Origin of the sequence: Blastopirellula marina, assembly GCF_002967765.1 — a bacterium.
In the GTDB taxonomy this organism is placed as follows: domain Bacteria; phylum Planctomycetota; class Planctomycetia; order Pirellulales; family Pirellulaceae; genus Bremerella; species Bremerella marina_A.
The window spans coordinates 97,982-114,195 of record NZ_PUHY01000004.1; the positions used below are offsets into that span (position 1 = coordinate 97,982).

Annotated in this window: 10 protein-coding genes; 3 read left to right on the forward strand and 7 right to left on the reverse strand. The window is 54.7% G+C overall.

Annotated elements, in window-relative coordinates; translation table 11 throughout:
* Positions 1 to 42 precede the first annotated feature (42 nt).
* From C5Y83_RS01905 to C5Y83_RS01935, 7 genes are all read right to left on the reverse strand, one after another.
* Positions 43 to 2,157 (reverse strand): VWA domain-containing protein, encoded by a 2,115-nt coding sequence (locus C5Y83_RS01905; protein ID WP_105327960.1) that lies wholly within the window; start codon positions 2,155 to 2,157, stop codon positions 43 to 45.
* A 7-nt stretch (positions 2,158 to 2,164) separates the two neighbouring features.
* Complete coding sequence (locus tag C5Y83_RS01910; protein WP_105327961.1) at positions 2,165 to 3,244, reverse strand: vWA domain-containing protein; 1,080 nt, start codon at positions 3,242 to 3,244, stop codon at positions 2,165 to 2,167.
* Entirely contained in the window at positions 3,244 to 4,302 is a 1,059-nt protein-coding gene (locus C5Y83_RS01915) for a hypothetical protein (RefSeq protein WP_105327962.1), read from the reverse strand. The genes C5Y83_RS01910 and C5Y83_RS01915 overlap by 1 nt, the downstream gene beginning before the upstream one ends.
* On the reverse strand, positions 4,299 to 5,174 hold the full coding sequence (locus C5Y83_RS01920) for a DUF58 domain-containing protein (RefSeq protein WP_105327963.1): 876 nt from the start codon (positions 5,172 to 5,174) through the stop codon (positions 4,299 to 4,301). The genes C5Y83_RS01915 and C5Y83_RS01920 overlap by 4 nt, the downstream gene beginning before the upstream one ends.
* Positions 5,175 to 5,283: 109 nt before the next feature.
* Positions 5,284 to 6,234 (reverse strand): AAA family ATPase, encoded by a 951-nt coding sequence (locus C5Y83_RS01925; protein ID WP_409994579.1) that lies wholly within the window; start codon positions 6,232 to 6,234, stop codon positions 5,284 to 5,286.
* 563 nt (positions 6,235 to 6,797) lie between these two features.
* Positions 6,798 to 8,171: a sigma-54-dependent transcriptional regulator gene (locus C5Y83_RS01930; protein ID WP_105327964.1), complete on the reverse strand. Its 1,374-nt coding sequence runs from the start codon at positions 8,169 to 8,171 to the stop codon at positions 6,798 to 6,800.
* Positions 8,172 to 9,626 carry a sensor histidine kinase gene (locus C5Y83_RS01935; RefSeq protein ID WP_105327965.1) on the reverse strand — a complete coding sequence of 485 codons (1,455 nt, stop codon included), beginning with the start codon at positions 9,624 to 9,626 and terminating at the stop codon, positions 8,172 to 8,174.
* Between the two features lie 675 nt (positions 9,627 to 10,301).
* Here C5Y83_RS01935 and C5Y83_RS01940 point away from each other — a divergent pair.
* From C5Y83_RS01940 to C5Y83_RS01950, 3 genes are all read left to right on the forward strand, one after another.
* Positions 10,302 to 10,661 carry a hypothetical protein gene (locus C5Y83_RS01940; protein WP_146117594.1) on the forward strand — a complete coding sequence of 120 codons (360 nt, stop codon included), beginning with the start codon at positions 10,302 to 10,304 and terminating at the stop codon, positions 10,659 to 10,661.
* 280 nt (positions 10,662 to 10,941) lie between these two features.
* Positions 10,942 to 12,141, forward strand: a complete 1,200-nt coding sequence (locus C5Y83_RS01945) for an efflux RND transporter periplasmic adaptor subunit (RefSeq protein WP_105327967.1) — start codon at positions 10,942 to 10,944, stop codon at positions 12,139 to 12,141.
* 13 nt (positions 12,142 to 12,154) lie between these two features.
* Positions 12,155 to 15,625: an efflux RND transporter permease subunit gene (locus C5Y83_RS01950; RefSeq protein ID WP_105327968.1), complete on the forward strand. Its 3,471-nt coding sequence runs from the start codon at positions 12,155 to 12,157 to the stop codon at positions 15,623 to 15,625.
* The last annotated feature ends 589 nt before the right edge of the window (positions 15,626 to 16,214 follow it).

Here is a 16,214-nt window from a genome sequence, read left to right on the forward strand (position 1 = left end):
GCGGATGATTCCAAGTCTTTCCATGGCGGTTACCGTGTTGCTTTACCAGTCACGCTCGACAGGAACGTAACGGCGCTGGTTTTCTTGTTGATTCTGCAATCGACGCATCAGCTCGCGGTCGCGGACGGCCTGGAGCATCTTCTGAGCTTCCTCCTTGGTCATAGGACGGGCTTCTTCCGTCGCTTGAGCATCTTCCTGACCAAGCTGGGGTGCCGCATTGGGCTGAGCTTCTTGGTCCTGAGGCTGCTCTTGCTCGGGATTCTGCTGAGCACCACCAGCGGACTGTTGCTGCTGATCCTGCTGCTGCTGATCCTGCTGCTGCTGATCCTGCTGCTGCTGATCCTGCTGCTGCTGATCCTGCTGCTGTTGGTCCTGTTGTTGTTGATCCTGTTGTTGTTGGTCCTGCTGCTGTTGATCCTGTTGTTGTTGGTCCTGCTGCTGTTGATCCTGTTGTTGTTGATCCTGTTGTTGTTGGTCTTGTTGCTGTTGGTCCTGTTGTTGATCCTGTTGTTGATCCTGTTGTTGATCCTGTTGTTGATCCTGCTGTTGATCCTGCTGTTGATCTTGCTGTTGATCTTGTTGTTGATCTTGTTGTTGTTGGTCTTGTTGTTGTTGGTCTTGTTGTTGTTGGTCTTGTTGTTCTTCTTTCTGAAGCTGGTCGATCAGCATTTGGGCCAGTTGAGCGTTGGCTCGGGCATCGGTGTCGTTGCCATTCGCTGCAAGGGCGTTTCGATAGTGCCCCAAGGCGGAGTTCAGTCGCTCGATCGCGGCTGGCTTGTCCTTCTCGGCCAGTTGAACCGCTTCTGCATAGTCGCAGTTGCCGAGGTTGTACCGGGCCTTCGCGTCGAGGGCTTTGTTGCCGGTGGCTAAGGTCTGGGTGAAAAGGTGGCGGGCAGCTTCTAACTGTCCACCGCGATATTGGGCGACCGCTTGGTTGTAGAGAAGCTGCGGCGAGTTGGGATCGTCGGCGGCGGCTTCTTGGTACGAACTGAGCGCGGTTTCAACGTCGCCAGCGTGCAAGGCCTCGTTCCCTTGCTTAACCAGGCTTTCCGTCGGTGCGGCAGCTGCGATGTTGGTGGCCAACAGGCAGAACGCAATCGCAGCGGCTGTGGTCGACTTGCCAAACCATCTCGTGCTCAGCAGCGATGGCTTGGGTGCCCGAGCCGTGGCTGGCAGCAAGGTATCGATCACCAGCAGCAACAAGCCGGCACCCACGAACCATTGAAAGCGGGGGATATAGCTGTTGATGCGTGCGGTTTCGAAGTCTTGCTCTTCGACTTGTTCGACATAGTTGTGGTAAACCTGATCCATAGCAACCTGTTTCGTTCCCGCGGGGATGTAAGCACCGCCCCCTTCCAGGGCGACTTGTTTGAGGGTGGAACCGTCCATCTTCGACCAGACCTGTTCGCCTTGATATTCAACGAACGAACGACGCGAATGGGTATCGGGAATCCGTGCTCCTTGATCCATGTCGCCGAGGCCGACGGTGAAGATGCGGATGTCTCTTTCATCATGCAATTGCTGGGCCACCTTGACCGGTTGGCTCTCTTGATCTTCGCCGTCCGTGAAGACAACGATTGCCTGATGGTTTCCGGTTTCATCCAGGAAGCCTTCGGCGGCCATTTTCAACGCGTCGCCCAGCCGGGAACCGCCGACCGCGATGTCGTGCGGTCCGACTTCGGCGAGTGTCTTCTTGAAGTCATGGTGATGACTGGTCAGGGGAACCATTTGCCGCGAATCCCCAGAGAAGACGACTAGCCCAACGCGATCGCCTGCCATGGCATCGGTCATGTCTTCGATCTGCTGCTTGGCTCGCTGCAGCCGGTTGGGCGTGGCGTCCTCGGCCAGCATCGATCGAGAGACGTCCAAGACGAACATCACTTCGATTCCTCGCTGCGGGACTTCTCGCCAAACTTTGCCCCAGCGGACGTCGACCAAGGCCGCGATCAGGGCGATCATTGCGGCGACGACTAACAGGCTTTTCACGAAGTATCGTTTCGAGCCGTTCTTGGCGGCAAACCGGTGTAGGAGGTTCGCCGTGGCGAAGCGTGCTAAAGCACGGTGCCGGGCGACGATCGCCACGCCGAGGACAACCACCACGGCCGCGACCATCCAAAGCCAGTACAGGCTCGTCAAGTTGCCAAATTGAATATCCACGGTTCCCTCACTCGGTTATCTTGCGGAAGACGGTATTGCTAAGGACGATTTGAGTGGCCAAGATCCAGAAGGCGGCCAACACCAACGGAGGCAGGTTCCACATTCCAGCATGGATCGGTTCGATGGCCAATTCGCGATAGTCGACGAAGTGCTTGGCTTCGACACGGCTCTTTTCCATCTGATCGATCTCGCTGTAGATCTTTTCCAGCGATTCGGTGTCGGTCGCACGGTAGTACTGACCACCTGTGGCTTCAGCGACTTTCTTGAGGGTGGCTTCGTCAATGTTGACTTGCGCCATCTGGAAAGTCTTTCGCCCGGTGAACGGATCAATCACCGGCACCGGAGCTTGCCCCTTGGTGCCGACGCCGATGGTGTACACCTTCACATCCATGGTGGCGGCCAGTTCCGCGGCGACGATCGGATCAACGTCGCCCGCGTTGTTCTCGCCGTCGGTCAGCAGGATGACGACTTTGCTTTTCAGCTTCTGCTTGTCACCCTCGCCCAAGGCGGAAAGTTTCTCGACGGCTAAGCCCAAGGCATCCCCGATGGCGGTCCCGTCTTCGCTGCGATCCATCGCGATTTGCGTGTTGTCCAATTGCTTGATCATGTAAGGATGATCGAGCGTCGGTGGTGCGAGGCCGTCGGCATGACGGGCGAATGTCACCAGGCCGACCAGGTCGCTGGTGCGACCGGAAAGCTGGTCGTCGCCGGCGATGAACTTCGAGGCAACGTCCTTCACGGCAGTTAAGCGATCGACCGGTTGGCCGTCGACTTGGAAGTCCATCGCTTGCATGCTGCCCGAGCGATCAACCACCATTTCAATGGCGATCCCTTCGCTGTCGACGACCGTGTGTTTACGTCCCTCCTGGGGTCGAGCCAAGGCCACCACCAACAAGATGATCGCGGCAACTCGCAATGCGGAAGGAACCCACTGCAGACGTTGTTTCCAGGTAGGCGATAGGCCTGCCAGGAGACCGGTTGAACTGAATGGAATGGCCGTCTTTCGCCGTCCTTTGACCATCCACCAAACGAGTGGAGGGACCAGGAAAAGCAGCAAAAGAAACCAGGCCGAAGGTCCATGAAACATTAGGCGTTCTCCTTAGCTGCTTCGGACGAAGGATTTGTTTTCTTTTCGATTGCAGACTGCTCGATGAACTGAGTCGCCCGCTGAATTGCTTGATGGGCATCGTCCTGTCCCGGTTGGAACTGAGCGAACTTGACCAGGTCGGCCAGCGACAGGAAGACACGCAACGTGCCTCGTTGACCGTCGTCAAGCCGCGAACTGGAGGCGGTTTGATCGAGGAATTCTTCGGTCGTCAGCTTGGGAGCTGCGATGCCGAACTGGTTCTCGATGTATTGCCGCACGATCGTAGTCAGGCGAACGTAGTACTGCTCGGTCAGGCCTTGTTCCAACAAATTGCTCTGCTGAAGGTCAGCCAATTCTGCCAAGGCACGATCCTTCGCACTGCGTCGCGAACTGCGGCCAGGCCAGACCAACAAGGCGACGCCGGCCAAGGCCAACGCGGCGCCACTTCCGATCGACCAGACCAGCCAAGTGTGGCTTGGCTCTTCGGTGATCGGCATGTCGACGACATCCTTGATGTCACGAAATTTCATTGGGTCAGGCGTTCCTTCCAGGACGCTGGTGATCGCCACATTAAGTGCTGGCGTCTCGACAACATCGTGGGAAGTCGTGCTGCTGGAGGGAGCCGCTTCACGCCGATCGGAATAGGCGATCGCGATCGACGGAAGCGTTTGCTCTCCAGGCACAAGGCTTTCGACTTGATAGCGGCGAATCCACTGGCGACCATTGGCCGTCGGAATATCGGCCGTTTCGACCATGCTGAGCACGTTGAATGTGCCGAGCGTTTTCGGTTGCTGCGGCAAGGTGACCAGCACGTCTTGTGGGGCATCGACCGTTAAGGTCAATGTCAATGGTTCGGCGACCTGGGCGGTGTCCTTGTCGAGGGTGACTTTCACTTCGACCGGACCTTGCGACTCGGTGCGGGTCATTGCTACTGGTGTGTTGTCGGCCGCAGGAAGTGTGGCCGTGGCGGTCGCAACCAGCAGCAAGCTAAGTGCTGCCAGACGAATCGCCGACCCGACGTTCGGTCGAGTGGTGCGAGGCAGGGTACGTGAAATCATCGGCGGCACTCCCTTTGGTGAAAAAACTTGCGTAGTGGGTCGACGAAATCTTCCCCGGTTTGAACGTGAATCGGATCCATGCGGAGCCGTTTGAAAAGTTGGTCTCGCTGCTCGGCCAACTGTTGGGCTTGCTGCGCGTAAAGTTGACGTTGGTAGTGGCTTGAAGTATCGATCATGACGACCTGGCCGGTTTCCGAATCGACGAGTTCGAGCAAACCAACATTGGGAAGTTCAAACTCCCGGCGATCGGAAACGATGATCGGGATGATGTCGTGCTTCCTGCGTGCGACCTTCAATGCCTGCTCGTAGCCGGCGTCTTGGAAGTCGCTGATCAGGAACACAATCGAGCGGCGTTTGGCCGTGTGGTTTAAATGTTCGAGCACGCGGGTAATGTTGGTGCCATGCCCCATCGGTTGGCAGTACAGCAGTTCGCGAATGACGCGTAACACGTGTCGCGATCCACTGCGTGGAGGAATGGCTTTCTCGATGTCGTCGGTGAACAAAGTAAGGGCGACCTTGTCGTTGTTGCTGATCGCAGAGAATGCCAGCGACGCACCCAGTTCGGCGACAAGTTCTCGCTTCGACTGCCAATGCGTTCCCAGGCCTTGCGAGGCACTGAGGTCGACGAGTAGCGTGGCGGTGAGTTGGCGTTCCTCGCGAAACAGTTTCACGAAAGGTTCGCCGGTTCGGGCGGTGACGTTCCAGTCGATCGCACGGATGTCGTCGCCGATGCGGTAAGGCCGAACTTCCTCGAATTCGACACCTCGTCCCTTAAAGGCCGAGTGGTACTGACCGGCGAGCATGTTGTCGGCCAGATGCGAGGTGCGTATCTGGATGCGGCGAATTTTCTGTAAGACTTCGCGGGGGATCATGTGGTTTCTCGTTAAACGATGTGTGGCAAAGAGAACTCCTATCGATTGCGCCGCGGAGGAATTGGCCAAGTCACACCAACTGGCCAATCCTCGCACGACGTCTTCGCGCTTACGGGACAGCCACGTGGTCGAGGATCGAACGGACCACGTCATCGGATGTCTTTTCCTCTGCTTCTGCTTCGTAGGTGACAATCAAACGATGGCGAAGCACATCTGGGGCAATCTCTTTAACGTCCCCTGGCACCACGTAGCCGCGGCCGCTGAGGAACGCGTTCGCCTTAGCAGCCAAGGTTAGGCTGATCGTCGCACGAGGCGAAACGCCGTACTGAATCAGGTCGGCCAGCGGCAGGTTGTAGGCACCTGGATCGCGGGTTGCCATGACCAAATCGACCACGTAATCACGCACCTTGTTGTCGACATAGATCTCGTCGACCAGGTCGCGTGCACGGATGATTTCTTCTGGCGACAAGGTTGGCGAAACTTCGAGCGAAGTCTTCGTCCGGGACATTCGTTCGAGGATCTGGATTTCCTCATCACGGGTCGGATGACCGACGAGAACCTTGAGCATGAACCGGTCCATCTGAGCTTCCGGGAGTGGGTAGGTTCCTTCCTGCTCGATTGGGTTTTGGGTTGCCATGACAAGGAAGGGATCGTCTAGTTTGTAGGTCGTATGACCAATGGTGACTTGCCGTTCTTGCATCGCTTCCAGCAAGGCACTTTGCACTTTGGCCGGGGCACGGTTAATTTCGTCGGCGAGAATCAGGTTCGAGAAGATCGGACCCTTTTGGATCGCAAACTGCTGATCTTGCGGTCGGTAGATTTGGGTACCGATCAAGTCCGCTGGCAAAAGATCAGGCGTGAACTGAATACGCTGAAAGCCAGTGCTGATTCCTTTTGCCAAGCAAGCCACGGCGGTCGTCTTCGCGAGGCCAGGTACCCCTTCGATCAACAAGTGACCGTTGGTTAGCAAGCCGACCTGCATGCGGTGGATCAATTGCCGCTGCCCGACAATCACTCGACCGATTTCGTCCAGCAAGCGGCGAAATGGGGTGCTGCGGATTTTGATCTCTTCGGTTAGTTCGTTGATTCGACCGTGAGCCGAGTCTTGGGTATTTGTCACCACGATGAATGTTCCTCGATAAAGAAAGCAGGATAAATTTGCCTGACGTTGGTTTGCCATACGCGGCTCAGTGGAGGTGCAGCGAACGAGTCTGCACCAAGCCGCCAAGTAATAAGGCAACTTGTGTGCCAGAGGCATTTGAGCCTAGAAAACACGGCATTTCGTGCGATTGGGGTAAGAGTCGATGGGGCATTTTGCCCCACGGTGTCAAAGTGCCCCAGAAGACAAAGCTTGCTTAAGTCGTCGAAAGCTGTTCAGCGCGGGAAGATCGTGACCGGATAAGACGAGTTGCCACAGAAGTCACAAAGTGCGTTGAAGATAGAAACTTGTCTATCGACGAATTCTGTGTGCCCCGGGCATCTTGCCCGTGGAGCCCTGATACCAGCTTCGCACGGGCAAGATGCCCGGGGCACACGACGTCATCCCGTTTTCTTATCCGAGGAATCCGCGGGCAAATTTATCTTCTCTCGGTGGGCTCGATGACGTCTGTCGTCAATCATCTGCTAATCACTGACGCCGTATTGTTTGAGCTTGCGATAGAGGGTTTTGCGATCGAGGCCGAGGATTTGGGCGGCGACCGACTTGTTGTTGTCGACCGCTTGGAGGACGTGCAGGATGTAGCGGCGTTCGACCTCTTGGACGGGGACGAGTTCGCTGGGGTCGTCGCCGCCGATGAAAACCTGCGAACTACGATAGTCGCGAATCTTTTCCGGGAGATCGTCCACCGCGATCTTGTCGAACGGGGTGAGCGCGACGGCGCGTTCCATCACATTTCGCAGCTCACGAACGTTGCCTGGCCACGCGTAGTTGAGCAGACGTTCGGCGGCTGGTTCCGAGATGCCGACGACGTTCCGTTGCGATCGCTGCGAAGCGAGTTGCACGAATCGCTGAGCGAGGAGGAGCGTATCGGTACCGCGAGCACGTAGCGGGGGGAGGTCGAGTTGGATGACGTTGATACGATAGAAGAGGTCTTCGCGAAATCGTCCTTCTTCCACTTCGGTGAGAAGGTCGCGGTTGGTAGCCGTGATTACGCGAACATCGAATGGCATCTCTTTGTCGCCACCCACCGGGCGAACGCGGCTTTCTTCCAACGCACGCAGCAGTTTGGGCTGCACGGCCAAAGGGAGCTCGCCGATTTCGTCGAGGAAGAGCGTCCCCTTCTCGGCTTGAAAGAATAGCCCGCGACGTTCGGCTTTCGCATCGGTAAACGCTCCTTTCGCATGCCCGAACAATTCACTTTCGAGCAATGCTTCCGGGAGTGCGGCACAATTGACCGGAATGAAAGGACCACTGCTGCGTTGGCTGCGACGATGAATCGAACGGGCGACCAGTTCCTTACCGGTACCACTCTCACCGCATACCAACACAGCAGTCTCGGTGGTTGCAATGCGCGAGATTTGATCGTACAGCTTGGTCATCACGGGGCTGCCGCCGATCATTTCCTCGAAGTGATCGCTTTGCTCCGTCCCTTCGCTGAGCAGTTTCACTTTCTCTTGAAGTTGCCGATGTTTCACGGCCCGGGAGAGCGTGATGGCCAGCAGTTCCATTTCGATCGGCTTGGTGACGAAGTCGTACGCCCCAGCTCGGATGGCAGCGACCGCTGTTTCCAGGCTGCCAAAGGCGGTCATGACAATGACGGGAATGTCGGGACGGTTGGCACAAACGCGTTCACAAAGCTCGGTGCCGCTCATTCCTTTCATCCGAAGATCGGTCAGCAAGACGTCGAAGTCTTCGGTCTTGACCAGTTCGATGGCCTCGTCGGCCGATGTTCGCCAGGTTGGTTGAAAGCCACGGAAACGAAGATCGGTCTCCAGTAACTGGCACATGTTGGCTTCGTCGTCGACGATCAGGACGCGGCCGTTGTTGTTGGATTCCATTTAGTCAACCTGTGCGGGCAAATAGATGGTGAAGCGGCTTCCTTCGCCGAGCTGGCTTTGCACGTCGATCCAGCCATTGTGATCTTCGATGATGCCGTACGAAACCGATAGCCCTAGCCCGGTTCCTTCCCCGACTTCTTTCGTGGTGAAGAAGGGATCGAACAGGTGTGGCATTACGTCGTCGGCGATCCCGGTTCCTTGATCTGCGACGCAAATGCAGCAGTAAAGATGCTTCGGTGTTGCCGTTTCGGTAGGCGGCGTGGCTTCTTGCTGGAACTGGGAAACGTGAATCTGTTTACCAGGGGAACTGGCGTGGATCGCATTGACGATCAGATTCGTGATCACTTGTTGCAGCTGTGCTGGATCGACCGAGGCAATCAACGGTGCGCTATCGGAGGCGATCAATTCGACGTCACGCTGGTGGGCCATGGGCTGCAGGAGGTTGATTGCGGTGTTGACGACATCGCGGATGTCGATTTGCGATTGCTGTGGTGGTCGGCGGCGGGCGAAGTCGAGCAGTTGTCGGATAATGGTTGCCATCCGGTCGGCTTCCGATTTAATGACCAGGGCACTATCGCGAACTTCGTCTTGGCTCAGGCGATTTGATGCTATCAAGCCAGCACGACCCGAAACGACGTTGAGCGGTGTGCCAAGCTCGTGCGCCATTCCAGAAGCTAAGCGACCGACCGTTTTCAAGCGGTCGACATGACGCAGCTGTTCCATAGCAGAAATGCGGGCCGACGAAGCCGCTGCGAGTTCTTGTTGTTGCTGGTAAAGAGTGTCGCTCATTTGGTTGAGGGCCAGGCCAAGTTCCGAGATCTCGTCGTCTCCTTGGATCTCGACGGGCTGCGAGAAGTCCCCCTGACTGATTCGCTGGGTCTTTTCGACCAGCTTATCAAGCCGCCGACCGACCATGCGAATCCCGAGCGTGATGATGACCGCTCCGCAAAGGAGCATGCCGACAATGATCGAAGTGGTGCGGTAGGTCGTGAGCCGCGTGTATTCCGCGACGTCGTTCAGGGGGACCTTAAACTCGACGTAGCCAGCTCGGTTGCTTTCGACATCGATGGGGTAGTAGATCAAGTATTGCTCGTTCCCCTCAGGATCTTGCTTGGTGACGGTGGCCATGGCATCGGGAGTCGCCAGGTCGAGCTCTTTTTTAGAGATGTCGGCCTTCGAGGTGGCATGTCCTTCGTCGGTCGTGACCCAGCGAATAATCATTTGCTGGTGACGATTGGCGAAATCACGCACCAGCCGAATTGCCCCCTGGTGCCCTTGGTCTTTCCAGGCGACGACCAGAGTTTCGCGGACTTCGTTACCGAGAGAGGCGGCGTTTTGTTCTTTGATCCGTTTGAATTGTTGGTATTCGCTTTGGACGGTCAGATACCCGAACAAGGCTGTCAGAAAGACGATGCCCAGCAAGAAGATGCCAACGATTTTCGCGGTGAGTTTCATGAGTCCAGTAGGTGGGAAGGTCGATCGGCGGTTTGCGGGAAGATGCGACCGCCGCGAAACCTTGGTGAAAACCGATGCCAAAGTACCTGGAATTGTAAATCACTCGGAACTTACGCAACGATCATGCCGCGATTTCCAGTGGTTATCGATCAGGTTGTTGGTGCCGCTGAGCAAGTTGTTCAGGATTTAGCGAATAGAGCGGTCTGCCTAGATAACTGCGGGATACCGCTGTAACAGGTGGGCAAGTTGTCGCCAAAGTGGCTGGTTGCACGAAAGAGCGAATGAAAATAATTTTATGTGTAAGACACTTTTTTTGCGATTTGTTTCGTATAGAAGGGATGTCATCTCGATTGAATTCGGGGCAAGCCCTCTTGACGGGCATCGACGGGAATGATGCCAGCGATCTAAATTGATGGAGGGCAAGAGGCCATTCACCGATGATGAAAGAAGAGTTGCGTTCTATCAAATAGACCTGTTGAACACGCCTAGGAAGCCTACAGCAAGGCGATTTGGCTCGGGCAAAGCACGTTTTCGACTTGTCTAAAGGATGAACGCAATTTAATATTCACACAGATTACCTGTTCGACGGATCGACAGAAGAACCTTTTTCTTGAGACGATCGTGTTCGGTTACCCCTCACATTCTGGCTTTCCCAAGCGGTCCGCGGACGCGGATTTGAGGGAAACTACGCTCTTTGGGCGTCTTGGTCAGCGAGGGATTTCTGGCGGTTTTTGTACGTGGCGAACAGTTCTCGTACTTCTTTACACCGCCTGGTTGATGGGTGGCTTGACGCAAACCCATCACTTACCGACTGGCAAGCCTTCCCACCCTCATTCAGACGACTCGCTTTGTGCTGAGACTTCTGAATTCGAGAATGACGAAGTCGAAGCTGAAATCGTCTACCTGGCGACATTGCCCGATCTGGTGACACCTGTGATGCAGGTGGTCTCCGAACGCGTGTATTGCCAGCCAGTTGCCGATAGTGTCTTTCAGACGCAGAAGTCTCTCCTATTACGCGGGCCCCCGGTCGCCTAGTACGCCGAGTCCCTATCCACGAAGTGGCAATTACATCGTGAAAACGATGCTACTGCGCGGTTAGCGCTCTCCTCTCATGCCTCCCCTAGCCATCCCTGTCTCAACGCAGGTGGTTTGCCGCATTCGATGTCGGACGGAACTGCTCGACCTATGTTTGCGATGTCCCTCCACTTGCGTTCTCGCCAGACGATGCATCCCAGATGTTTCATCTTTTGTTTTCAATGCCCGCTCCTAACTGGATGCGGGACATTTTCTCAATTAAGAGGTTTGCAATAACACAATGAAAACCCCAGCCATTATGACCATCATGTTGGCGTTGGCTTGCCTCACGTTGGCCGGTTGCGAAAAGACAGCCGAGTCGCACGAGGAAGCTCATGCCTCACCCCACGCTGATGCTCACGGCGAAGAATCTCATAGTGAAGAAGGTCACGGTGAAGAAGGCCACGCTGAAGGCCACCCAAAACACAAGGTGATTGTCACCAGTCCGGTCAAGAAGGACGTGATTAGCACTCAGCAGTATGTGTGTCAGATTCACTCGTGCCAGCACATCGAGGTTCGCGCTCTTGAGGGTGGGTATCTAGAAGAGATCCGCGTGAAAGAAGGCCAGTCGGTGCAGAAGGGCGAACTGATGTTCAAGATCTTCCCGCCCCTGTACATGGCCAAGCTCGATGCTGAAATCGCAGAAGCCAAACGGATTGAAATCGAACTTCAAAACGCCGAGAACCTGAACAAAAAGGGAATCGTTTCCCCACAGGAACTCGCCATCAAACGAGCTGAGTTGAACAAGGCAAACGCGAAAGTTGCCTTGGCTCAAGCCGAATTGAACTTCACCGACGTGAAAGCTCCGTTCGACGGAATCGTCGATCGTCAACGCAACCAGCAAGGTAGCTTGATCGAAGAAGGAGACGTTCTGACGACCTTCTCGGACAACAGCGTGATGTGGGTTTACTTCAATGTTCCGGAAGCCCGTTACCTCGAGTACAAAGAGGAACTCGATAAGGACAAGGCGGAAGGTACCGGCGAACACCATTTGCAGATTGAACTGAAGCTGGCCAACGGCAAGATCTTCCCACAGCCGGGCGAGATCGGTGCGATCGAAGCGGACTTCAATAACACAACCGGTAACATCGCTTTCCGAGCGGACTTCCCGAACCCGAACAGCCTGCTGCGAAACGGTCAGACCGGGACGATCTTGATTCACCGCACGTTGAAAGACGTGCTCGTTATTCCGCAGCGTGCTACGTACGAAATCCTCGCTCAGCGATATGCCTACGTCGTGGATAAAGACAACGTCGTTCATCAGCGGGACATCACGATTCAGAGTGAACAGCCCGACATCTTTGTTCTGAAAGATGGTTTGAAAGAAGGCGAAAAGATCATCCTCGAAGGTATTCGACAGGTTCGCGATGGCGACAAGATCGAATACGAGTACCGTGATCCGGAAGAAGTTCTTTCCAACTTAAAGTATCACGCGGAATAGGGGGACCTGATCGATGTTTGCAAAATTCTTACACAGGCCTGCCTTGGCCATTGTGATCTCGTTGCTCATCCTGTTTATGGGTGGGCTGTCGATCGTCTCGTTACCGATTTCGCAGTTTCCTTCCGTCGCACCACCAAGTGTTGTGGTTGCGGTTTCGTACCCAGGTGCGAGTGCGAATATTCTTGTCAATTCGACGCTGGTTATTTTGGAACGTGCGATCAACGGCGTTCCGAACATGCGGTACATGACTTCGGCGGCGACGAGTGCCGGTGAAGCCTCGATCATGATCACCTTCGAGCCGGGCACCGACCCGAATGTGGCGGTCTTGAACGTGAACAACCGCATCCAGATGGTGAAAAACCGTCTGCCACCTATCGTGGAGCGTGAGGGTATCATCGTCATGCAGAACATGACGAGTATGTTGATGTACGTGAACGTCTACAGTAAGGATCCCAATCACGACCAGAACTTCCTTTACAACTACGTCAGTGCGAACTTGCTGCCAGAGATCCAGCGTATTCGTGGTGTCGGTCGAGCGAAGATTTTGGGTAACCGAGCCTATGCGATGCGTGTCGAGCTCGACTTGGATCGGATGCGTGCCTACCGCGTTTCTGCGGCCGACATCATGGAGACGATCAAAGAGCAAAGTATGATCGGTTCGCCTGGCCGTCTTGGTCAGGCAACAGGTACGACTTCCCAGACGATTGAATACGTGTTGACGTGGGTTGGCCGATACAACAAACCGGAGCAATATGGCGAACTGATTTTGCGAGCCAACCCGAACGGCGAAATCTTGCGGATCAAGGACGTGGCCAAGGTCTCACTGGGCTCCTCGTTCTATGACTTATATTCCGATATCGATGGCTATCCGTCTGCTTCGATCGTGTTGAAACAGATCCCAGGATCGAATGCTTCCGACGTGATTGATCAGGTGAAGGAAAAGCTCAAGGAATTTAAGACCGAGTCATTCCCGCCGGGGATGGACTACGCCGTTAGCTACGACGTTTCAAACTTCCTCGACGCGTCGATTGAAAAAGTGTTGCACACGTTGTTCGAGGCGTTCGTTCTCGTTTCGTTGGTGGTGTTCCTCTTCCTGGGAGACTTCCGCAGCACGCTCATTCCGACGTTGGCGGTGCCGGTTTCGTTGATCGGTACCTTCTTCTTCATGAGCATGTTCGGGATGTCGATCAACCTGATTACGCTCTTCGCGCTGGTGCTTGCCATTGGTGTGGTGGTCGACGACGCGATCGTGGTGGTGGAGGCGGTGCATGCGAAGATGCATGAGAAACATCTCTCACCCTATGCGGCCACCAAAGAGGTGATCGGGGAAATCGCCGGTGCTATTATCGCGATTACCTTGGTGATGACGTCGGTGTTCATTCCTGTGACGTTCATGCCGGGTGCTGTGGGTGTTTTCTATCGACAGTTTGCGTTAACGATGGCCATGTCGATCGTGCTTTCCGGTGTGGTGGCTTTGACACTGACGCCGGTGCTGTGTGCGATGATTCTGAAACCGCATTCCAAGAATGAGAAGCCAACCGGATTGATTGGTTTCACCAACCGTTGCCTCAAGGCAATCGGCGGTAGATACGCATTCGTCCTGCGGGGCATGCTGGCCATTGTGCTCGGTGCTGCAACCGGGTACGGCGTGTATGAACTGCTTCATATCGAGATCGTTCATGAAGTGATCTCCGAGCAGTTCACGCTCACCCCAACACGCATGATTGTGATCGGCAGTGTGATGGCGGTCTTGTTCACTTTCTCGTACCGTGCTGCTCTTTCCGGCAGCGAACCAGGCGAGAAAAAGAAACGTGGGCCGATCGGATCGTTCCTGCACGTCTTTGATCGTGCTGTGGAAGGAGTGACTGCAGGGTACACCGGACTGGTGGGCCTGGTCGTGACGAGGCGTATCTTGACGATGGCTGTGATTGGCGCGTTTGGCTACGGAATTCTGATGGTGAACCAGGTTCTTCCTTCTGGGTTTATCCCGTTGGAAGATCAGGGTGTTATCTATGGGATTATTCAAACGCCGCCTGGTTCGACGCTTGAGTACACCAATGCGAAATCGCACGAACTGCAGAAGATCTGTGAGGAGTTCGACGAAATCACTTCGGTGACTTCATTGGCCGGTTACGAAATTCTGACCGAAGGTCGTGGTTCGAATGCTGGTACCTGTTTGATCAACTTGAAACCATGGGCTGAACGGGAACTTACCTCGAAGCAACTCATCGCCGAATTGGAAGAAAAAGGGCGCGACATCGCGAACGTCAAGCTCGAGTTCTTCGAGCCTCCGGCGGTGCCTGGTTTCGGTGCGGCTGGTGGTTTCTCGCTTTGTTTGCTCGATAAGACGAACAGTGGTGATTATGAGGCGTTCGGTGAAATCACCGAGAAGTTCCTGGATGACCTGGGTAAACGCAAGGAATTGAAGGGTATCTTCACGTTCTTCGCGAATAACTATCCCCAGTACGAGATCATCATCGACAACGATGTGGCCATGCAGAAGGGTGTTTCCATCGAAGATGCGATGGAAAACCTATCGATCGTCGTGGGTAGTACCTGGGAACAGGGCTTCATTCGCTTTAATCAGTTCTACAAGGTGTACGTCCAATCGGCACCTGAGTTCCGCCGCTATCCGGAGGATCTTAAGAACATGTTCGTGAAGAACGATGAAGGGGAAATGGTTCCCTACTCGTCGTTCATGAGGCTCGAGAAACGCCAAGGTATGAACGAAATCAATCGTTACAACCTTTACACCACAGCCATCATCCAGGGTGCTCCTGCGGAAGGTTACAGTAGTGGTCAAGCGATTGACGCAATTAAGGAAGTCGCCGCACAGACGCTTCCCCACGGTTACGATATCGGTTGGCAAGGTCTTTCGTACGACGAAGCCAACAAGGGGAACACGGCAATCTACATTTTCGCAATTGTGGTGTTGTTCGTTTACTTGGTGTTGGTCGGTCAGTACGAAAGCTTCCTGCTTCCTTTGGCGGTGCTTATCTCGCTGCCGGTTGGTTTGTTTGGCTCGTTCCTGATGCTCAAAGCAATGGGCTTGTCAAACGACGTGTACTGTCAGATCGGTCTCGTGATGCTCGTGGGGCTGTTGGGTAAGAACGCGATTCTGATTATCGAGTTCGCTGTTCAACGGCGACACGAAGGATTGAGCATCAAGGACGCGGCCATCGAAGGTGGTAACTTGCGTTTCCGCCCGATTGTGATGACTTCGTTCGCGTTTATCGCAGGTCTGATTCCGCTCGTTCGAGCGACTGGTCCGGGTGCGATTGGTAACCGAACGATCGGTACGACGGCGGTGGGTGGTATGCTCATGGGTACGCTCATCGGGGTCCTGGTGATTCCTGGTTTGTATTACCTCTTCGCCAAGATATCGGACGGTAAGAAACTCATTCGCGACGAACATGACGACCCGCTAAGCGAGATGTTCGAGCGTGAAGCAACCCATCCGCATCCGGAGCCACATCCGGAATAGGATAGTTCGCTAAACACCGAAAAGTCTGGGCAATCGTAATAACCAGACTTTTCCCTTTCGTTGATATTGATTCACGGAACTTTGATATCGCACTCAGCCGCGGCCTCAGGCGGCGGCTGAGTGGGTCAAAGGGCCGCGCGACAAGGATGTCGTGATCGTTGCTTGCTAACGGCAAACTGCTTCTGAATGAGTGAGAAGTGGTGAGTGCGTTATCTTGTTAAGACGTCAACGCTTGGAGCGTTTTCTTCCCGGCTCGCAACGACTGCCGTCTGCCCTCTCGCCGGCCTTACCACGTGTTATTGGCCAAGTATTGACGCACCGAGTGCGCGCTCACAGGCCTGTCTTAGGCGCATGATGTGGCACAACTCTCAGATTAGTCAAATGTTAATCTGGGAAAAATATGGACGATAAGGTGATGAACGTATCGATTCTCTGTTCTTTGTCCAAATTGCTTCCGATAAGAACAATGACGGCTGTTACTGCGCCCATGGTTTCACAGGTTTTGGCGATTGATCTGTAAACGCATGGGCAATCGATTATTTCAGCAGGATAGCCGTGTCGAGACGAAGCTATGGCTTCACCAATTCAA